The organism is Sporanaerobacter sp. PP17-6a (genome assembly GCF_900095615.1).
Taxonomy (GTDB): Bacteria; Bacillota; Clostridia; order Tissierellales; family Acidilutibacteraceae; genus Acidilutibacter; species Acidilutibacter cellobiosedens.
On the sequence record NZ_FMIF01000033.1, the window covers coordinates 45,697 to 65,932 of the forward strand.

The window sequence follows — 20,236 nt, forward strand, 5'->3', positions numbered from 1 at the left end:
AGGAGATGAAAATATGCCAATTGTATTGACAAGAATTGATAACAGGCTTATACACGGACAGGTTGCTGTATCCTGGTGTTCGGAGGTCAATGCTAATTTAATAGTAGTAGTTGACGACAAGGTTTGTGGAGATAAGACTCAGCAGCTACTGCTGGATATGGCTGCTCCTCACGGAGTAGGTACTCGTTATTTTAGTATTGAAGAAGCTATTAAGAAACTGCCAAAGGCGGGACCGAACCAAAATATTTTTTTAATAGTAAGAGATGTAAGCATCATTATTAAGCTTATTGAAGGAGGTATTCCTATTAAAGAAGTAAATGTCGGGAATATGCATTTCAAGGAAGGTAAAAAACAAATATCTTCTGCTATTTCAGTTGATGAAGAAGATATCAACGCTTTTAAAAAGTTGGGAGAGATGGGCATTAAATGTGAAGCTAAAAGGGTACCGACTGAAAACGGAACCGATATGATGAAATTAATAAAGGAGGCGGAATGATGTTATTAAAAGTACTGTTAATATCCATATATTCGGGGATATGCGGTTTGGATAGTGATAATGGTAATCTACAGATTTATAGGCCTCTTGCGACTGGGGCAATAATTGGGCTAATTCTTGGGGATATTCAAAAAGGATTAATTGTTGGGGGTACTTTGGAATTGGTATTCCTGGGAGTAATGGCAATAGGAGGAGCGCAGCCTCCAAACAGTGTCATTGGAGGAATATTGGGAACTTCCTTTGCAATACTGACGAATGTTGATGCTAAAGTTGCAATCGGAATAGCCGTACCATTTTCTATAGCCGTTCAGGCCATCAGCAATTTAATATATACCGCAAATGCCGGATTTATTCATAAAGCTGATAAATATGCTGAAAAAGGCGATACGAAAGGTATAGAACTAATGAACCTTGCCGGAATGATTCCAATGTTTACTTTCTTTTTCTTAATTGCTTTTTTGCCTTTATATTTTGGGGCAAGTACAGCTAAGGCGGTGATCGATTCCATACCTGCCGTAATCCTTGATGGTCTTCAGGTAGCCGGAGGAATGATGCCGGCCGTAGGTTTTGCCATATTGCTTAAAATAATGCTGAAAAAGGATTTGGTTTATTTTATGTTTCTGGGATTTGTGCTGGTAACTTATTTTAAATTATCTATAATAGGTGTTGCAATTATAGCGGTTATAATAGCGGCTTATACTTACTATAACGGAAGATCAGATGATGATGAAGATAAGGGGGCTATTTCGAATGACGGAATCTAATAATGAAAAAGGTTTATTAACAAAAAAAGATTTAAATAATATGGCGTGGAGATCTTTTTTCCTTCAATCCTCTTTTTCTTTTGAAAGAATGCAGGCGGGAGGATGGGAATATATTTTAATGCCGGCTCTAAGGAAAATTTATAAAAACAACCCGGAAAAATTAAAATCCGCATTGAAGGATCATTTAGAGTTCTTTAATATAAATCCCTTTGTCGTTACTCCTGTTGCAGGTGTTATAGCAGCTATGGAGGAAAAGGGGGAAGACAGGGAAGCCATACGAGGTGTTAAATATGCTCTAATGGGACCTTTTGCAGGAATAGGAGATGCTCTTATATGGCTTACGATATTTCCCATTTGCCAAGGGTTAGGAGCTTCTCTTGCTATACAAGGTAATTTTGCGGGGCCCATATTATCCCTTGTTTTGTTTAATGTACTGCATTTTGTACTCCAATTTGGAGGAATAGGATACGGTTATAGAAAAGGATTAAGTGCGTTGTCGAAACTTAGAACTGGGACAAAGCAACTTTCTAAATTGGCTTCCATTGTTGGTCTTACAGTGCTGGGAGCGCTGATTGCTTCGTATGTAAGCATGAGTACACCTCTTGTGATAAACGCAGGTAAAGTATCAATAAAATTGCAGGAAGATGTTTTGGATAAAATTATGCCAAATATGATTCCATTGGCTTTTACTTTTTTAGTTTATTGGCTTCTGAAAAAAGGGTTAAAGCCGTCTTATATATTTGGAATTATTATAGTGTTTGGAATAGTTACTAAGTACTTTGGAATTTTTTAGAAAATAAGGGACTATAGAATGGAGATATATAATGGTAAAATTGATAATTACAGGTCATGGCAGATTTTCCGATGGAATGTTGGACGGAATAAATTTTATAATGGGTATTCAGAAAGATATTATAAAAGTTGAATTTAATAATATAGATTTAGAGATATATTCAAACAAAATAGAAGATATTATTAAAAACTCAAAGGAAGGTACATTAATATTTACGGATATTATCGGCGGTACTCCATTTAGGATATCTACTATTTTAGGCATGAAATATGACAATGTATATGTTGTAACCGGAACCAATATTTCGATGATAATAGAATCGATTATTAAAAGAGAAGTAATGCCGTTAAAAGAATTAGTTGAGCAGATAACAAATGTAGGGAAGAATGCTGTTCAGGTTTTTGATAAAAAATCAATCACAGAAAAAAGCAGGAACATTAACAACCTTAATTGAAGCAGCAAACCAAAATTTTATAAAAAGGAGTGAAGCCTAAATAATATGAGGAAAATAATAAAAAATGCTCAAATACCTTTTAATGGTATGATGACGAAAGATAATGATGTCCTCATAGAAGACGGTATTATTAAATATGTGGGGCAACTAAAAGAAAAAGAATTTAAAAATAATGAGATAATAGATGCTTCTAATTATTATTTAATCCCAGGATTTATTGACTGCCACGGAGCTAATGGCTATGATGCACATGAATTGAAGCAAATGGCGATTGACTATGCGGGTAGAGGTGTTACCGGTTTTTATGTGACCATTGGACCTGAAAGCAATCAAGAATATTTTAGGATGTTTGAAGAATGTAGAAAAGCTTTTGGTTCCGATTATTTAGGAGCTTGTTTTTTAGGAATTCATCTTGAAGGACCATTCTTAAGTTTAGAAAAAAAAGGTGCTATGGACGAAAAAAAGCTTAAACAGGTAGTAACTCCCGAAGAAGTAGAAGAATTAATTGATGCAGGGGCTGATGTTATAAAGATAATAACAATATCTCCGGAATTAGAGGGAGCTTATGAGGCAATAAATAAATTTGCAGAAGCAGGAATAGTAGTTTCATTGGGTCATTCTATGGCAACCTATAAACAGGCCATGAGAGGTATCGAAGAAGGGGCTACTCAGGTAACTCATATGTATAATGCAATGAGAGCGTATGAACATAGAGAACCAGGCATCATGGGGGCGGCAATTCTTAGTGATGATATATATTGTGAACTTATAATGGATTGTGTCCATGTCAGTGAAGAAGCAATGAAAATATTAATTAAATCAAAAGGGACAGACAAAATTATGGCAGTATCTGATGGAGATATTAAGTTTGGGCATGATTCTTCTGACAGGGAAACTGAAGATTATATAATAAAGGACGGAGCAATTTATCTAAAAAACGGAGTACTGTATGGCAGCACAAGAGATGTGGCAGATCATTTCAAAACAATAATTGTTAAATTAGGGTTAGGTATACCTGATGCTGTAAAAATGACTTCTACAAATTGCGGAACACATATGAAGATAAAAAAAGGTAAAATTGAGAAAGGATTCGACGCTGATTTTAATTTTGTGGACAGTTCTTTTAAAGTCCGTAAAACCTTTATATCCGGACAAGAAATAATTTTATAACAGAAGATAAATTTTTAAAAATCTCCCGCTTAGAACTAAAGGCGAAGTTCTAAGCGGAAGATTTTATAATCCATAGGGAAATTATAATTTCCCTATGGATTTTCAGTAAAATGAGTTTCAATAGAAGCTTTTTATCCTATGGCAAACAAAAATTCCGCTTCACAAACTATTTGCCCGTCAACTTCTGCTTTACCCTTTCCTACGCCTATTGCCCCTCTCAGCTTGGAAATTTCTACTGTCATTAATAGTGTATCTCCGGGGACAACTTTTTTTCTAAATTTAACTTTATTTAATCCTGCAAGAAACGGGGTCTTTCCTTTAAAATTTTCTTGGCTTAATATAACTACAGCTCCTGTTTGAGCCATTGCCTCTATTATGAGCACACCGGGCATTACAGGATATTCCGGAAAATGGCCTTGAAAAAAATATTCATTAATGGTAATATTTTTATATCCAATTCCCTTCATTCCTTCTTCTATGATTTCTACTTTGTCGACAAGCAGAAAAGGATATCTGTGAGGGATGATATTTTTTATTTCAGTTACATTCAATACATTTTTCATTAAGAACACCTCACTATACTATATTTTGGAAAAAGAGAAAGAAAAATATTGATATTATATCTCCACTGATATAAAATATCTATAATATCCTTTAAAGGTTTATATGTAAACTTAACAATTAAATTATATTATAAAATATATCTTAATTCAAATATTTAAATTAAACATAAATTGGAGGTGCATATTTTGAATACTTTGTATCCCGTTGGAATTTCGGGAGTAGGAAGCTATGTGCCTGAAACGACACTTACAAATTTTGATTTGGAAAAGATGGTGGATACATCTGATGAATGGATAAGGACAAGAACTGGAATTGAATCGAGAAGAATCGCCGATAAAAGCATGGCAACATCTGATTTGTGTACTTTTGCCGCTCAAAAGGCAATGAAAGATGCAGGCGTTGAACCTGAAGATGTTGATCTTGTAATTATAGCAACAGTTACGTCTGATATGGCATATCCTTCTACAGCATGTTTAGTCCAGAAAAATTTAGGGCTGAAAAATGCAGCTGCATTTGACATTTCTGTAGGTTGTTCAGGATTTTTATATGGACTTGCTATAGGTTCAAATTTTATTAAGACAGGAGCTTGTAAAACTGTATTGGTTATTGGAGCTGAAATACTTTCAAGAGTTCTTAATTGGACTGACAGAAGTACGTGTGTTCTTTTTGGAGATGGAGCAGGAGCATGTATTCTTCAAAGATGTGAGGAAGGCAAGGGAATCCTTGCTTATAATTTAGGGGCAGACGGAGCAAATGGTCATTTTTTGACTCAGCCTGCAGGCGGTTCGAGGATGCCCGCAAGTATTGAAACTGTTCAGAAAAAACTTCATACGGTACATATGAATGGAGGAGAAGTGTTTAAATTTGCGGTGAGATCCATGGAAAAAACTGCCCTTGACACATTAAATGATGCGGGAATGTCCTTAGATGATATAGATTTTCTTATTCCTCATCAGGCTAATATAAGGATTATAGAGTCTGTTGCCAAAAGACTTAAGGTACCAAAAGAAAAGGTGTTTATAAACTTAAATAAATATGGCAATATGTCTTCCGCATCAATTCCTGTAGCCATTGATGAAGCTGTATCCAAAGGATTAATTAAGAAGGATGACATAGTTCTTTTGGTTGCTTTTGGAGCGGGACTTACTTGGGCTTCCGTAATTTTAAAATGGTCTAAATAAAAGGGGTGTTTATTTTGTTTAATACGAGAGTATGTGAAATTTTAAATATAAAATATCCTATTATACAGGGAGGAATGGCATGGGTTGCTACTCATAGTTTAGCAGGAGCGGTATCAAACGGAGGAGGACTTGGAATTATAGCGGCAGGGAACGCACCTAAGGATGTAATTCGTGAGGAAATAAGAAAAACTAAGGAAATAACGGACAAGCCCTTTGGAGTTAATATAATGCTTATGTCTCCTTCTGCCGAGGATATAGTAGAATTGGTTTGTGAAGAAAGAGTTCCTGTTGTGACCACCGGAGCAGGAAATCCGGGAAAATATATAAAAAAATTTAAAGAATATGGAATAAAAGTTTTACCTGTGGTTCCTTCGGTAGCTTTAGCTAAAAGACTGGAAAAAGAGGGAGTAGATGCACTGATAGCGGAAGGTACGGAAGCAGGTGGGCATATTGGAGAACAGACTACTATGTGTCTTGTTCCCCAAGTAGTAGATGCAGTAGATATTCCGGTAATTGCGGCGGGAGGAATAGCTGACGGAAGGGGATTTCTGGCAGCTTTAAGTTTAGGTGCCGAAGGTATCCAAATGGGAACAAGATTTGTATGTTCTACAGAATGCAGTACCCATGAAAATTATAAAGAAGCAATACTGAAAGCCAAGGACAGAGATGCTATAGTTACGGGAAGAAGTACAGGATATCCTGTAAGAGTATTGAAAAATAAATTTGCAAAGGAATATTTAAAACTTGAAAAAGAAGGGGTTCCCTTTGAAAAATTGGAAAATTTAGGCGTAGGCAGACTTAGAAAAGCAGTGGTTGATGGAGATATTCCAAACGGTTCTTTAATGGCCGGACAAATAGCGGGAATGATACATGATATAAAACCATGTCAAAGGATAATTGAAGACATAGTTAGAGAAGCTGAAGAACAGCTAAATATGTTATCGAAGAGAAATGGGGAGGAATAAAAGATGGGGAAAGTTGCTTTTATATTTCCCGGGCAAGGAGCACAATATGTAGGAATGGGAAAAGATTTTTATGAAAGATTTTCTGTTTCCAGGGAAGTCTTTGACGAGGCAGATGAATCTCTCAATATGGGTTTAAGTTCTCTGTGTTTTGAGGGAGACGAGGATGAATTAAAAAAAACAGAAAATACTCAACCTGCTATTCTTACAACCAGCATTGCAATATTAAGGGCTGTAGAGAAAATGGGGATTGACTGTGATTATACAGCAGGTTTAAGCTTAGGAGAATATTCTTCTTTAGTAAAAGCCGAATCTATTAGTTTCTCAGATGCAGTAAAAGTTGTTAAAAAAAGAGGAAAGTATATGCAGGAAGCAGTTCCGGAAGGAAAGGGAGGCATGGCTGCAATATTGGGATTAGATAAAGAAGGTGTTCTTAAAGCAATTGAAGAATCAAGGCAGTATGGAGTAGTTGAAGTAGCTAATTATAACAGTCCTGAACAAATAGTTATTTCGGGAGAAATTTACCCTTTGAATGTGGCGTGTGATAAGGCAAAAGAACTTGGAGCTAAAAAAGCTGTTATTTTGCGTGTAAGTGCACCTTTTCATTGCAAATTGCTGGAACCTGCCGGAGAAAAGTTAAAAGATGAATTAAAAAATATAGATATTTTCCCATTGAAAAAAGAAGTCATTGCTAATGTGGATGCAAAACCTGTTAAAAGAGAATCTATAATTTCAAATCTTATAAAACAGGTAAGCAGTCCGGTTTTGTGGACTGATACCATATCTTTTATGTTAAAAGAAGGAACAGATACTTTTGTAGAGATAGGACCTGGGAAAAGCTTGACAGGCTTTGTAAAGAGAATAGCAAAGTATGAAAATGTAGAGGTAAATGCTTATAATGTCAGTAATATAGAGGAATATAACGAATTGTGTGATTTTTTTAACAAAAGGAGGTATTAGTTTGACTATTAATGGTAGAAATGCTATAGTTACAGGAGGTACAAGAGGAATCGGAAGATCGATAGCTTTGGGACTTGCACGAAATGGCGTAAATGTAGCAATAACATATATCTCTAATGATGATAAAGCAAAGGAGGTGATAGATGAGATAAAGAAATTTGAAGTGAAAGGAATAGCTGTAAAAGCGGATATTTCAGAAGAGAAAGATGTAAAAAATATGGTTGAATTGGTACTAAAACAATTTGACTCTGTAGACATATTGATAAACAACGCAGGAATTACAAAAGATGGTCTTTTAGTGAGGATGAAATCGGAGGATTGGGATTCAGTTATCAATACTAACCTGAGAGGAACATATCTTGTTACAAAGGCGGTGTCAAAGAACATGATACGACAAAAGTCTGGAATAATTGTAAATATTGCGTCTGTAGTTGGATTGACGGGTAATGCCGGACAAAGTAATTACAGTGCTTCTAAAGCCGGTATTATAGGTTTTACAAAAACGGTTGCGAAAGAACTGGGAGGCAGGGGAATAAGGGTTAATGCTGTCGCACCGGGATTTGTAAAAACGGATATGACTGAAATTTTAAAAGATGATGTGAAGAAAAAGATGATTGACTCAATACCTCTGAAAAGATGTGCCGAACCGGAAGACATTGCTAATGCAGTTTTGTTTCTGTGCAGTAGGGAAGCCAGCTATATTACCGGTCAGGTAATAAATGTGGATGGCGGAATGGTAATGTAAAAGCATAATTGATATGAAGGAGGAAATTTATATGAATGTATTTGAAAAAATAAGGAATATTATTGCGGAACAACTTGAAATAGATGATTCGGAAGAAATAACCCTTGAAACTTCTATTATGGGAGATTTAGATGCAGACTCCTTGGATGCCGTTGAAGTAATGATGGGAATTGAAGATGAATTTGACATTGAGATTCCCGATGAAGATGCGGAAAAGTTTAAGAATATAGGAGATATTGTTAATTACGTGCAATCCAAAATAGCTTAAGGTTTAGGGGGGAATTTAGTTGAGAAGAGTAGTTATAACCGGTATTGGCCCTATAACTCCTATAGGCATAGGAAAAGAGAAATATTGGAATTCTTTAATAGAAGGGAAATCCGGTATTGGAAAAATTACATGTTTTGATGCTGAAGATTTTTCTGTTAAAATTGCAGGACAGGTAGATGATTTCTGTCCTGAAGACTACATGGATAAGAAGCAGGCCAAAAAAATGGACAGATTTGCCCAATTTGCAGTAGCAGGGACTGAGATTGCCATAAAAGACAGCGAAATGAATTTGGACAAAATTGATAAAAAAAGGGTTGGAATTATAATAGGTTCAGGGGTAGGAGGAATACAAACCTTTGAGAAAGAGCATACAAAATTGTTGGAAAAAGGTCCAAAAAGGATTAGTCCTTTTTTTATACCTATGATGATTTCTAACATGGCTCCGGGACAGGTATCAATGTTTTTTGGGTTCAAAGGACCTTCCCTTGATATTACTACAGCGTGTTCTTCCGGGACTCATGCAATAGGAGAGTCCTTTAGAATGATACAGAACGGTACAGCCGACATTATTATAACCGGCGGAAGTGAAGCATCCGTATGCCCTATGGCGGTAGCAGGGTTTTCTTCTATGAGAGCATTGTCCACAAGAAATGAAGAACCTGAAAGAGCAAGCAGGCCTTTTGACAAGAACAGAGACGGTTTTGTTGTAGGAGAAGGAGCAGGATTAATTGTACTGGAAGAACTGGAGCATGCGTTGAAAAGAGATGCTCATATATATGGAGAAATAGTAGGATATGGAATTACTTCAGATGCTTATCATATTACAGAACCGGAACCTGATGGAGAAGGGGCGGCAGATGCGATGAGACTGGCATTGGAAGACGGAAAAGTTGATTATAAATCCGTAGACTATATTAATGCTCATGGCACCAGTACTTACTATAATGACAAGTTGGAAACTTTAGCCATAAAGAAGGTATTTAAAGAGCATGCTCATGAAATCTCAATAAGTTCAACAAAATCTATGACAGGACATCTTTTGGGAGCAGCGGGAGGAATTGAAGCAATAGCTACTGTTTTGACTGTAGAAAGGGGAATAATTCACCCCACCGTTAATTATGAGTTTCCTGATGAAGAATGTGATCTTGACTATACTCCCAATAAAAGCAAAATTAGAGATGTAAAATATGCCCTATCTAATTCTTTTGGTTTTGGTGGTCATAATGGATCAATACTTATAAAAAAATTTGAATAATTTATGCTGCCTCCCAATTGAATTCGGGAGGCATTTTTGTGATATAATATATGTTATGTGTTTTAAGTATCAGTATGGAGTGATTTTATGGATATTAAAATACCTCAATATGTGGAATTTATATTAAACAGATTGGAAGAGGAAGGTTATGAATCATATCTGGTAGGAGGGTGCATAAGAGATATTCTTATGGATAAGGTTCCTCAAGATTTTGATATAACTACTAACGCTCTTCCCGAACAAATTCAGAGTGTTTTTAATAACATAAAAACTATAGATGTAGGGAAGAAATTCGGTACTATAATAGTTTTGTCGGAAGGACACCGGGTGGAAGTTACCACGTTTAGAGTGGAGGGGAGTTATTCCGATGGCAGAAGACCTGATTGGGTAAATTTTTGTACTGATATTAAAAAAGATCTTTCAAGAAGAGATTTCACAATAAATGCATTAGCATATAATAAAACAGAAGGAATAGTTGATCCCTTTCACGGAATGGAGGATTTGAATAATGAAATTATACAAACCGTGGGGGATCCTGAAGAGAGGTTTAAAGAAGATTATCTTAGAATATTAAGAGCTATAAGATTTTCTTGTGAGCTGAAATTTAAAATAGAAAGAAAAACTTATTTATCCGGGAAGAAAAACGCGGATAAAATTCGAGATATTAGCATGGAAAGGATACAGAAGGAATTTTTCAAAATGCTTCTTTCAGAGACTCCTTCAACCGGAATAAGGTTAATGGAAGAAATGGGAGTTCTTAAAATAATAATCCCCGAGATTATTCCTGCCATAGGATTTGACCAAAAAAATCCTCACCATGATAAAGATGTATATAACCACATTCTTTGCGTATTGGATAATACTCCTTCTGTACTCAGCATACGTTTGGCCGCACTTTTCCATGATATTGGGAAACCTTATACTTTTACTGTTGATGAAAAAGGAATAGGCCATTTTTATAATCACGATAAAAAGGGAGCGGAAATAACTGAAGAAATATTGGAAAGATTTAAATGTTCAAAAGAACTTACAGAAGAGGTAAGAGAGTTAGTAGAATTACATATGAAACACGGCAGAAATTTTGGAGATAAAGGATTAAAAAGACTTATAAGAAGAATGGGGAAAGAAAAAATATTTTCTTTATTTACCCTTCAAAAGGCAGATAAAAAGTGCAGCAGCGGAGATTATGAATTTGAACATATTATTCAAATGGAGAATCGTACCAAAGAAATAATTAAAAATAAAGAGGCGTTTCAATTAAAGGATTTAGATATAGATGGAAGAGATTTAATTAATTTAGGATATAGAGAAGGAAAAGTCATAGGAGAGATATTAAATTATTTATTGGAAGAAGTTATGGGGAATTCAAAATTGAATAAGAAGAAAAGTTTAATAGAATTGGTTAATAGAAGATATCCCCTGAAATAGAAAAGTTTTGTTTCAAAAAATATTTGTTAATATAATTGGCTTGTGCTATGATAATAATGTTATATTTCTACATGGGAGGTAGAATTGATGGGTAGATTGTTTGGAACTGATGGAGTAAGAGGAATAGCTAACAAGGATTTAACACCGGAACTTGCCTTTAATATTGGAAGAGCAGGGGCGTATTTTTTGTCTAACGGCAAAAAGGGTAATATTGTTGTTGGAAGAGATACGAGAAAATCCGGAGATATGTTGGAGCAAGCCTTGACAGCTGGGATATTGTCAGTCGGGCTGAATGTTATATCCGTAGGAATAGTCCCCACTCCTTGTGTTGCTTATCTTACAAGAAAGTATAATGCTTTAAGCGGAGTAGTTATTTCGGCATCCCATAACCCGGTAGAATACAATGGGATCAAATTTTTTAATGAAAAGGGATATAAACTTGATGATAGTATAGAAGAGAAAATAGAAAGCATAATTTTAGATAGGGGTGTCATAGATTTAAGGCCGATTGCAGGAGATATAGGAGAAAAAATAGTATCTGAGAATGGAGCAAGAGATTATATAGACCATTTGAAAAAAACAATAGATACTGATTTGAATGGGCTTAAAATTGCCATTGACTGCGGAAACGGAGCAGTATACGATATTGCCCTTAAACTTTTTACAGAATTAAACGGAGATGTGGTAGTCATAAATCGTGAGCCAAACGGAGTCAATATTAACGTGAATTGTGGGTCTACTAATCCTGCTATGATTAAAAAATTGGTTTTGAAAACAAAAGCTGATATAGGGCTTTCTTATGATGGAGATGCAGACAGATTGATAGCTGTAGATGAAAAAGGGAATATTGTAGATGGAGATCATATATTAGCTATATGCGGAACACGGCTTAAAGAGGAAGGAAAATTAAAAAATAACGGGATAGTAGGAACGGTTATGACAAATATGGGTTTGGATGTTTATTTAAAGAGCAAAGGAATAAATATTGTGAAAACTAAGGTTGGAGATAGGTATGTAATAGAGGAAATGTTGAAAGATGGGTATGTTCTTGGAGGAGAACAATCGGGTCATATAATATTTCTTGAACATAATACTACGGGAGACGGCCTTCTTACATCGCTGCAGTTAATTGATACCGTGAAAAAGACAAATAAAAGATTATCCGAGTTGAATAATTTGATGGTTAATTATCCTCAGGTGTTAGTTAATGCAAAGGTGAAAAATGAGAATAAGAATAGATACCTTGAAGATGAGGTTATAAAAGAAAGGATAAGAAATCTTGAGTTTGAATTTAACGGAGAGGGAAGAGTTGTCATCAGACCTTCAGGAACGGAACCTTTAGTCAGAGTAATGATAGAAGGAAAGGATCAGAATAAAATTGATAAAATGGCAACAGAATTAGCCGATTTGATTGAAAAAAGACTGGGAGAAAAAGTTTGGGGATGCCAATACAACTAATTAAAAGGGAAGGTGAAAATAATGTGTGGAATAATAGGATATATAGGAGATAAGGAAGCTCAGCCCATATTGATTCAGGGGTTAAAAAGATTAGAATACAGAGGATATGATTCTGCCGGAATTGCAGTTATTGATAAAGGGAAAATAGACGTATTTAAATGTAAAGGCAGAATAGCAAACTTGGAAGAAAAAATCAAATTTAGCAAGATACATGGGAATGTAGGGATTGCTCATACAAGATGGGCAACTCACGGAGAACCTTCAGATATCAATGCTCATCCACATTTGAACCAAAAAGGAAATATTGCGGTGGTTCATAATGGGATTATAGAAAACTATCTGGAATTAAGGAAGAAATTAGCAGAAAAAGGATATACTTTTTTATCCGAAACTGATACGGAAGTTATACCGTCATTGATTGATTATTATTACAATGGGGATTTGAAAGAAGCTGTACTTACTGCTTTGAAAGAACTGAAAGGCTCTTTTGCTTTAGCTATCATGTCAAAGGATAATCCGGATGAAATAATAGCTGTGAGAAGGGATAGCCCATTAGTCATAGGAATAGGGAAAGGTGAAAACTTTATAGCTTCAGATATAACTGCTGTTATTAATTGGACTAAAGACGTTATAATAATAGAGAACAGTGAAGTGGCAGTAGTTAAAAAAGATTCTCTGCAGCTGATGGATTTTGACGGAAATTTAATTGAAAGAGAACCCTTTGAAGTGACATGGAATGTTGGGGAATCCCAAAAAGGCGGATATGAGCATTTTATGCTCAAAGAGATATCGGAACAACCAAAAGCTCTTAAAGATACTATATCTCCGAGAATAGATGAAAGCGGAAATATAAAACTTGATGAATTTCCTACAAATTTTGATAATGTAAATAAAATTTATGTTATAGCTTGTGGGACAGCCTATCATGCAGGATTAGTAGGGAAAAATCTTATAGAGAAATATGCAAAGATTCCTGTGTCGGTGGACATTGCTTCCGAATTCAGATACAACAATCCGTTTATCGATAAAAATACTTTTATGATAATTATAAGCCAATCTGGAGAAACAGCAGATACATTGGCTGCCTTAAGACTTGGAAGAAAGAAAGGGGCAAAGATTCTTTCCATATGCAATGTAGTAGGAAGTTCTATTCCACGGGAATCCGATTATTGTGTGTATACATGGGCAGGTCCTGAGATTGCGGTAGCATCTACAAAGGCATATACTACTCAGGTAGCTGTTTTGGCTATGATTTCTCTTTATATAGGAAAATTAAGAAAAGCCATCTCAGATGATGAATATACAAAAGTATTAAATGAAATAAAATCTTTTCCTCAAAAAGCTGAAAGTGTTTTGAAAATGGAATCTGAAATTGAAAGTATATCATCTTATATTGTGAATCAAAAAGATGTATTTTATATAGGAAGAAGTATAGATTATTATGTGGCAATGGAAGGTAGTTTGAAACTTAAGGAAATATCATACATACATTCTGAAGCCATAGCAGCGGGAGAATTAAAGCATGGTACCTTAGCGTTAGTTGAGGATGGAATTCCCGTTATAGCATTGGCTACTCAGAATAGATTGTTTGATAAAACATTAAGCAATATAAAAGAAGTAAAAGCAAGAGGAGGATATGTAATAGCTATAGCTAAAAAGGGAAATAAGGAAATAGAAAAAGAAGCGGATGTCGTGTTATATATTCCAGAAATAATAGATGAGCTGACGGCTCCACTATCGGGAATATTGCTTCAACTGTTAGCTTATTATGCAGCAAAGAAAAAAGGCTGTGATATAGATAAACCAAGAAATTTGGCAAAATCCGTAACTGTAGAATAAAATTATAAGGCTGTAGTATTTTACTCTATAATAATGAACTTTGTGAAACCTCGCAGTAGATACAGAATAATTTCTGATTTGTTGCGGGGTTTTTATCAAAATTTGCGGAGTATCACTTAAGCCAACTATGCTTTATCCTGGTACTATTTTATATCAAGATTATGATAAGTTTAATAAACTATATGGAACTAGAAAAATTGAAACAGTATTTTGGAATAAAGTTCATGCATACCCTATGCATTTATCTTATGATCAAGCAAAATATCTTTCTTTATTAGTTGAAAGGCTTCTTAACAATTATGAAAAGTATGATGTTTGTAGAAAAACAACTATTGGATATAATAACATATCTGAAAAAGAATACTTGAGCCTCCTTTTAAAGGGAGACGATTATTATAACTTGAGATTTATTATTGATGATAATGTTTTTAAAATGATTCGGGAAATAGAACAATAATAATTCCAGTGTATGAAATAGATAGTATTGAGATAATACTATACTAATTAATTAGGAGATGATAGATTTGTTGTATAAGCTTTCGGATTATATTAAGGAAAGTACAGAAACTGGAGTAGGATTAGCATTAAAGTATACTGATGAAAAGTATTTATTTTTCTTACCGGGTAAAAAGTATGAGAATATGAAAAATAATATTTTTTATGCAGGGATTGGAGGTCATTTAGAGGAAGGGAAGGATTTTGTTACTTGTGCGAAACGAGAAGTTAAGGAAGAATTAGAGGCTGATATACAACTAATTTCATCTGAAAAAACGTGGTATATGCATAGTGATGGTAAAATAGAGAATGTTGAAGTGGAGGATAATGTAAAACCTCTTGCGTTATATGATATGATTCATGCAGAAGGAACTCCAAAAGCAGGACAATTGTATAAAATAATAATATTTAATGCAAGATTAAGTACAGAGCCTAAAAACCTTCAAAAATATGAAGTTGGAGGAGTGATTGCTTTAACTAGAGAGCAAGTGGTTAAAAATGTTAGTTATAAGCCTACATTGAGAGAATTAGTAAATAATGGAGCTGATATAGTAGCTGGGTGTAAAAATTTAGATTTTGATAATATATATCTTTACCCCATTGGTACAGCAAAGGCATTAGGGTATATTTTGCAAAAATAAAATTTAGGCATTGAAAGGAATGTAGTTTTGTTTTTTAACTCTGCACTGTTGATATGGATTTATAATAGACTTTTATAATATATATAATAAAATGATTAAACTTTATTACAAAGTTACATCAATATAATCCCAACGCATCAAAGGAATATGAATTCAGTGGCAAAAGAGGACTATATAAGACCCAAAAAGGATATTGCTTAAATGCTGATGTAAACGGAGCATTGAATATACTAAAAAAAAGTAGCGTTGTGTGCATAAAAGCACTATATGGTAGTGGCGAAGTGGATACACCTGTTAGAATAAGGATAGCTTAGACTATAAATCTTCTGTACGAAGCCCCCACTTCTTATAAGTGGGGTGTAGTTCACTAATAATGCATAAAGGGAATATTGCCGATGTATACAATTAAAGTATATAATTTGTGAGAATTAGCAATACCCATAATTATAATATGAAATGTTAGGTTGCAGATGTCAGAGATTCGAAAGCTATGTAAGATTTCTATGATGCTAATCAGTATTTAGGTTAAATAAGTATAATTTTGGAGGGGCAGGTATGACAGATTATATTGGAGATTTAAGGAAACTAATAGGCACAAGACCAATAATTATGTGCGGAGCAAATGTTATTTTACTGAATGATCAAGGTCAAATTTTGTTACATCATCGTATCGACAGAGATTGGTGGGGATTACCAGGTGGAGCGATGGAGTTAGGTGAAAGCTTTGAACAAACGGCTAAGCGTGAAGTATTGGAAGAAGTAGGACTAATATGTAGAGATCTAAAACTTTTTAATGTTTATTCAGGAGAGAAATTATACTATAAATATCCGGACGGGAATGAAGTTTATAATGTTACTGCTACATATATATGTAAAGATTTTTCTGGAGAAATAGTAGTTGATCCGAGTGAAGGTAGAGATGCACGATTTTTCCCGTTGGATAAAATACCATCAAATTTGAGTTCTTCAATTGAAGAAATTGTGGAGGAATTCCTTTCAAAGTATCTGGCTGGAAATTAGAATTGTCATTCCGTCGGTATGATTTAAGTTGAGCAGCAGTTCCCGTAGTTCTACAATACCATCGGGGTCTAGTCCATTAATAGGTTCGTCTAAAATGAGAATATCAGGGGTTTTCAACAGTGCCATTCCCAATTTCAATCTTTGGGTCATGCCCAATGAGAAATTTTTTGCCAGTATGTTTTTATAATCCTGTAATCCGACAGTTTTCAGGGTTTGTTTAATCCGGCTGTCATTGTGAATTCCCAACAGGAATGCTTGCGCTTTCATGTTTTCAAATGCGCTCAAATTAAGAAACAATGATGGAGAGTTAATAACTGCAGAAACCTTGCTTTTGTGAGTATTAACTTTTCCAACGGAAACCGTTCCGTTATATCTTTGAATAAGTCCTGTCAGAATACGAAACAGGGTCGTTTTACCGGAACCGTTTTTACCAATCAAGCCGTAAATCTCACCTTTCTTAATATAAATTGAAACGTCACGTAAAACCGTGTTTCCGTTGTATTCTTTTTTGATATGCTCTGCTGTTAAAATGTAGTCATTCAAATTATTTTCCTCCAATCAATAGGGTTTGGGTGTAATTCTAAAATCCATGAAGCAATAGAGAATAAGCACAATAACGGCAATGGCTAAAATCGTGATTAAAATGCCTTTCAGCAACGATTTTATCATTCCTTTTTTCCACCTCCTTGACAGTTTCTTTACCGCTTCGGCTTCGTTCAAATTTTGCTTCGCATCGTTAATGGGTAATTTATCGTCCATTGCTTTCAACTCGGCTTTACAGCTATCACAATAAGCAAGATGTTCTTCAACTAATTTTTTGCTATCGTTACTGCAAACGCCATCGTGGTACAACGGCAGTAAATCTCTTATGATTTCACAAGATATTTTCATTTCATTGCCTCCTGTAATTGTTTTTTTGCTCTGTAAAAAATCAGTCTTGCCCAACTATCGGTTTTCTCAAATAATTCACCGATTTGAGAAAATGGCAGTTCTCCAAACACCCGTAAAGTAAAGACCTCTTTGTATGGCTCATTCAGATTATGAAGGAGAACGTGTAACCGCCTTGCCGTGTCTTTATCAAGGTAATCTCTTTCTAAATCCGATGTTGTATCCGGGAAATCCACATCTATATCAGGGCTTATCCACTTTTGCTTATTGGAAAGCGAGAATTAAGTATTTTTAGCTATCTGACAAAGCCATACATATAATTTACAGCTTCCGTTGAATTGATTTATATGCCGCATAGCCTTGAAAAAAGTTTCCTGTGTAACTTCTTCCGCAATGGCCCCGTTCCGGCATATGGTCAGCACATATTTATATACGTCGGAAAAGTATTCTGTATATATTTTTTCGAAGTCCCTCACTTTCTCACCTCCCGTCTATAAGACTTAGATTATATAAAAACGTTTCAAATTTTTTTATTTTCTTTCCATCTTATATTTTCAGATTTACTTGTTTCTTTAGGTACCAGCCATATATGTTCAAAGTGAACCACATCGGAGATACAGTGTTCCTCACAAATTTTTTGTATATGTCATTTGAAAAGTGTCGAAAAAAAAGAGCGAACTTGCCGCCCTTAAATTCCTGTGATTTTTTGGAGTTGTACAGAACAAAAATTTCTGATACATTTTAATGAATAATTCTGTGTGATGCATTAAGAAAATCAACTTAATAATTATCTATTTTGGTTCTATGCTCAATAATATCCGTTGCTTTCCCGACGCCGTCTTCTGCACACAGTTTTTCTCCAATATGTTTAGCATTAGCAATTATTTCTTGGCTATTAATAGCTTGTAAAATAGCCGCAGAAAGGCATTTTGCATCTAATTTTTTTCGTGGTATCGGTTTTGGTCCAACTCCTAATTGATGAACACGATTGCCCCAATAGGGCTGATCTCCTCCAAACGGTACTACAATCGTTGGAACACCCATCCGCAATCCGGTGGCCGTCGTTCCAGCTCCGCCGTGATGAACAACAGCAGCAACATGTTGAAAGAGCCATTCATGGGGAACAAATCCGACTTGATGGATATAGTCGGGTAAATGCTGTTCCTGCAAATTGCCCCATCCGGCAGAAAGAATAGTGCGTTGATTCGTTATTCGAAGACTCTCCAATACAATATCAAGAATTTGTTGAAATGAACCACCGACCATACTGCCAAAGCCAATATAAATTGGTCGGCTTCCTGTTTTCAAAAAGTTAACAAGTGTCTTGTCTGGCTTCCAATCAGTTTTTGAATCACGGACCCAATATCCAGTGATGTGTTTATCGTCATCCCATTCATCAGGTTTTGGTGCAACAATCGGGCTATATGCGTAAAGGGTAGGAATTGGCTTTCCATGTAAATTTCGATAGGGAAAAGAGAAAGGACGTATTTTTGTAAGCCCTAAATTTTTCCGCCAATCGTTTAGCAACCTTCGCGTAGCATGAGTCCAAAGAAAATCCCCGCAGGCAAATGTAAATCTATTATAGACAGGACCAAGAGGTAAACCAGGCGCTGTCATTGCCGGAAATTCTCCTGTCGGGTCTGCCGGAAAAAAGAATACACGAAAGCAAGGGATATTCAAGCTGTCCGCTACATGCCATGCCACAGCACCAAGCAACGAATACAGTATTGCATCCATACCTTTGCAGGCAGAAACCACATCGGAAAGGAACTCGTCTTTTATGGGATTTAATAATGTATCAAGATTATAGAAGTATTGAAATGGGGACACTTGTTCCCCGATCAACAATCGAATTACATCGACAGCATCCCCGGCCAGTGGTGCATATTCAAAGCCTTCTGACCTGATATATTCTTCAAACTTGTGAAATGCTGCTATTCGCACATGATGTCCCCGGCTTTGAAGCCGTTTTCCAAGGGCAATAAAGGGGTCAATATCCCCTTGAGAACCGATAGTTATAATTCCATATTTCATTTTAACTCACATCCTTTCGCTTTGCTCAGGTACAAATTGTAATGAAAACATATGTCAATACGGATTATCCTTGTAAATTGTAACTTTTGATGAGATATGAAAGTACCGAGAGATTCTTTGTGAGCAAGATTACTGTTGCAATAGTTGATTTGAATATGGTCCATGGCATCCTTTTAAACCATTTCGCTGTTTTTTTCAAGTTTTGCGTACATTTTTTCTTGTTGCTTTGTAGTAAATTGAAAGTAGATTTCTGTATTTGAAACGGACTTATGACCAAGCCACCACTGGAGTTCCTTTATGTCCATATCTGATTCGGCCAGGTGAACTGCCGCAGTATGTTTCAGGGTATGAAAGTGATGTTTGCTTTTATCGTCGATTTTAGCAAGCATACAATATTTTTTCATTAAGTAATCAAGAGTTTGCCTCGAAATGGGTTTATTTTTTTGGCTTTTGAAAAGCACTTCGGAGTTAGACGATATATTCGCTTCACTTATATATTTGTCTAAAGCTGCTTTTGTTTTACTATCAAGCCGTATTGTATTATTGCAGCTACCTTTAAGCCTTTTACAGTAAAGTTCCCCTTTCCCAGCATTATAGTCTTGCAGTCTTATTAGGGCTATTTCCGATGCTCTCAGTGCACACCTGTATGCAATCCTAAATATTGCCAAATTTCTTGTGTTATGAATGTTTTTTAAGTTGCTGATTTCCATGAAAAGGTTTCTTGTTTCTTGTTGTGTCAGATATTTTATTCGTCTATTGTAATTTTGCTCCATTATTTTCCTCCTAAACATAAAATGGTACAAAATAAATATTTTGTTTAA

At 35.3% G+C, this 20,236-nt stretch carries 24 protein-coding genes; 17 read left to right on the forward strand and 7 right to left on the reverse strand.

What is annotated here, in order from left to right; genetic code table 11:
- Nucleotides 1-13 precede the first annotated feature (13 nt).
- The 5 genes from PP176A_RS12860 to nagA are packed head-to-tail and all read left to right on the forward strand — an operon-like array spanning nucleotide 14 to nucleotide 3,677.
- Nucleotides 14-496, forward strand: a complete 483-nt coding sequence (locus PP176A_RS12860) for a PTS system mannose/fructose/N-acetylgalactosamine-transporter subunit IIB (RefSeq protein WP_071140887.1) — start codon at nucleotides 14-16, stop codon at nucleotides 494-496.
- A complete protein-coding gene (gene agaW / locus PP176A_RS12865) occupies nucleotides 496-1,260 on the forward strand; it encodes a PTS N-acetylgalactosamine transporter subunit IIC (RefSeq protein ID WP_071140888.1) in 765 nt (254 codons plus the stop codon). Before PP176A_RS12860 ends, agaW begins: the two co-directional genes overlap by 1 nt.
- Entirely contained in the window at nucleotides 1,247-2,053 is an 807-nt protein-coding gene (locus PP176A_RS12870; protein ID WP_071140889.1) for a PTS system mannose/fructose/sorbose family transporter subunit IID, read from the forward strand. Before agaW ends, PP176A_RS12870 begins: the two co-directional genes overlap by 14 nt.
- Nucleotides 2,054-2,084: 31 nt before the next feature.
- Complete coding sequence (locus PP176A_RS12875) at nucleotides 2,085-2,507, forward strand: PTS sugar transporter subunit IIA (RefSeq protein WP_071140890.1); 423 nt, start codon at nucleotides 2,085-2,087, stop codon at nucleotides 2,505-2,507.
- Between the two features lie 45 nt (nucleotides 2,508-2,552).
- Complete coding sequence (gene nagA / locus PP176A_RS12880) at nucleotides 2,553-3,677, forward strand: N-acetylglucosamine-6-phosphate deacetylase (protein ID WP_071140891.1); 1,125 nt, start codon at nucleotides 2,553-2,555, stop codon at nucleotides 3,675-3,677.
- Between the two features lie 131 nt (nucleotides 3,678-3,808).
- Here the strand turns inward: nagA and fabZ are convergent, their stop codons facing one another.
- On the reverse strand, nucleotides 3,809-4,240 hold the full coding sequence (fabZ, locus tag PP176A_RS12885) for a 3-hydroxyacyl-ACP dehydratase FabZ (RefSeq protein WP_071140892.1): 432 nt from the start codon (nucleotides 4,238-4,240) through the stop codon (nucleotides 3,809-3,811).
- Nucleotides 4,241-4,417: 177 nt separating this feature from the next.
- Here fabZ and PP176A_RS12890 point away from each other — a divergent pair, with 177 nt between their 5' ends.
- The 12 genes from PP176A_RS12890 (at nucleotide 4,418) to PP176A_RS12945 (ending at nucleotide 16,493) form a co-directional block, all read left to right on the forward strand.
- On the forward strand, nucleotides 4,418-5,422 hold the full coding sequence (locus tag PP176A_RS12890) for a beta-ketoacyl-ACP synthase III (RefSeq protein WP_304441913.1): 1,005 nt from the start codon (nucleotides 4,418-4,420) through the stop codon (nucleotides 5,420-5,422).
- Nucleotides 5,423-5,436: 14 nt separating this feature from the next.
- Nucleotides 5,437-6,387, forward strand: coding sequence for an enoyl-[acyl-carrier-protein] reductase FabK (fabK, locus tag PP176A_RS12895; RefSeq protein WP_071140894.1), 951 nt, complete (start codon nucleotides 5,437-5,439; stop codon nucleotides 6,385-6,387).
- Nucleotides 6,388-6,390: 3 nt separating this feature from the next.
- Nucleotides 6,391-7,344, forward strand: a complete 954-nt coding sequence (fabD, locus tag PP176A_RS12900) for an ACP S-malonyltransferase (protein WP_071140895.1) — start codon at nucleotides 6,391-6,393, stop codon at nucleotides 7,342-7,344.
- Between the two features lies 1 nt (nucleotide 7,345).
- A complete protein-coding gene (fabG, locus tag PP176A_RS12905; protein WP_071140896.1) occupies nucleotides 7,346-8,089 on the forward strand; it encodes a 3-oxoacyl-[acyl-carrier-protein] reductase in 744 nt (247 codons plus the stop codon).
- 31 nt (nucleotides 8,090-8,120) lie between these two features.
- Entirely contained in the window at nucleotides 8,121-8,357 is a 237-nt protein-coding gene (acpP, locus tag PP176A_RS12910; RefSeq protein WP_071140897.1) for an acyl carrier protein, read from the forward strand.
- Between the two features lie 19 nt (nucleotides 8,358-8,376).
- Nucleotides 8,377-9,612 carry a beta-ketoacyl-ACP synthase II gene (fabF, locus tag PP176A_RS12915; protein WP_071140898.1) on the forward strand — a complete coding sequence of 412 codons (1,236 nt, stop codon included), beginning with the start codon at nucleotides 8,377-8,379 and terminating at the stop codon, nucleotides 9,610-9,612.
- Between the two features lie 87 nt (nucleotides 9,613-9,699).
- Nucleotides 9,700-11,040: a CCA tRNA nucleotidyltransferase gene (locus PP176A_RS12920; RefSeq protein ID WP_071140899.1), complete on the forward strand. Its 1,341-nt coding sequence runs from the start codon at nucleotides 9,700-9,702 to the stop codon at nucleotides 11,038-11,040.
- Between the two features lie 87 nt (nucleotides 11,041-11,127).
- A complete protein-coding gene (glmM, locus tag PP176A_RS12925; RefSeq protein ID WP_071140900.1) occupies nucleotides 11,128-12,498 on the forward strand; it encodes a phosphoglucosamine mutase in 1,371 nt (456 codons plus the stop codon).
- Nucleotides 12,499-12,519: 21 nt separating this feature from the next.
- Nucleotides 12,520-14,337, forward strand: coding sequence for a glutamine--fructose-6-phosphate transaminase (isomerizing) (glmS, locus tag PP176A_RS12930; RefSeq protein WP_071140901.1), 1,818 nt, complete (start codon nucleotides 12,520-12,522; stop codon nucleotides 14,335-14,337).
- 127 nt (nucleotides 14,338-14,464) lie between these two features.
- Nucleotides 14,465-14,794: a hypothetical protein gene (locus tag PP176A_RS12935; protein ID WP_071140902.1), complete on the forward strand. Its 330-nt coding sequence runs from the start codon at nucleotides 14,465-14,467 to the stop codon at nucleotides 14,792-14,794.
- A 67-nt stretch (nucleotides 14,795-14,861) separates the two neighbouring features.
- Complete coding sequence (locus PP176A_RS12940; RefSeq protein ID WP_071140903.1) at nucleotides 14,862-15,473, forward strand: NUDIX domain-containing protein; 612 nt, start codon at nucleotides 14,862-14,864, stop codon at nucleotides 15,471-15,473.
- Between the two features lie 555 nt (nucleotides 15,474-16,028).
- Nucleotides 16,029-16,493 carry an NUDIX hydrolase gene (locus PP176A_RS12945; protein WP_071140904.1) on the forward strand — a complete coding sequence of 155 codons (465 nt, stop codon included), beginning with the start codon at nucleotides 16,029-16,031 and terminating at the stop codon, nucleotides 16,491-16,493.
- Here the strand turns inward: PP176A_RS12945 and PP176A_RS12950 are convergent.
- The 6 genes from PP176A_RS12950 to PP176A_RS12970 form a co-directional block, all read right to left on the reverse strand.
- Nucleotides 16,470-17,036 carry an ATP-binding cassette domain-containing protein gene (locus PP176A_RS12950; protein WP_071140905.1) on the reverse strand — a complete coding sequence of 189 codons (567 nt, stop codon included), beginning with the start codon at nucleotides 17,034-17,036 and terminating at the stop codon, nucleotides 16,470-16,472. The two genes, PP176A_RS12945 and PP176A_RS12950, sit on opposite strands and share 24 nt — an antisense overlap.
- A gap of 15 nt (nucleotides 17,037-17,051) precedes the next feature.
- Complete coding sequence (locus tag PP176A_RS12955; RefSeq protein ID WP_071140906.1) at nucleotides 17,052-17,384, reverse strand: zf-HC2 domain-containing protein; 333 nt, start codon at nucleotides 17,382-17,384, stop codon at nucleotides 17,052-17,054.
- Nucleotides 17,381-17,617 carry an RNA polymerase sigma factor gene (locus tag PP176A_RS16770; protein WP_200796159.1) on the reverse strand — a complete coding sequence of 79 codons (237 nt, stop codon included), beginning with the start codon at nucleotides 17,615-17,617 and terminating at the stop codon, nucleotides 17,381-17,383. Before PP176A_RS16770 ends, PP176A_RS12955 begins: the two co-directional genes overlap by 4 nt.
- A gap of 45 nt (nucleotides 17,618-17,662) precedes the next feature.
- Nucleotides 17,663-17,857: an RNA polymerase sigma factor gene (locus PP176A_RS16445; RefSeq protein WP_200796160.1), complete on the reverse strand. Its 195-nt coding sequence runs from the start codon at nucleotides 17,855-17,857 to the stop codon at nucleotides 17,663-17,665.
- 304 nt (nucleotides 17,858-18,161) lie between these two features.
- Complete coding sequence (locus PP176A_RS12965) at nucleotides 18,162-19,415, reverse strand: glycosyltransferase (protein WP_071140907.1); 1,254 nt, start codon at nucleotides 19,413-19,415, stop codon at nucleotides 18,162-18,164.
- Between the two features lie 173 nt (nucleotides 19,416-19,588).
- Nucleotides 19,589-20,188, reverse strand: a complete 600-nt coding sequence (locus tag PP176A_RS12970) for a tyrosine-type recombinase/integrase (protein ID WP_071140908.1) — start codon at nucleotides 20,186-20,188, stop codon at nucleotides 19,589-19,591.
- Nucleotides 20,189-20,236 lie beyond the last annotated feature (48 nt).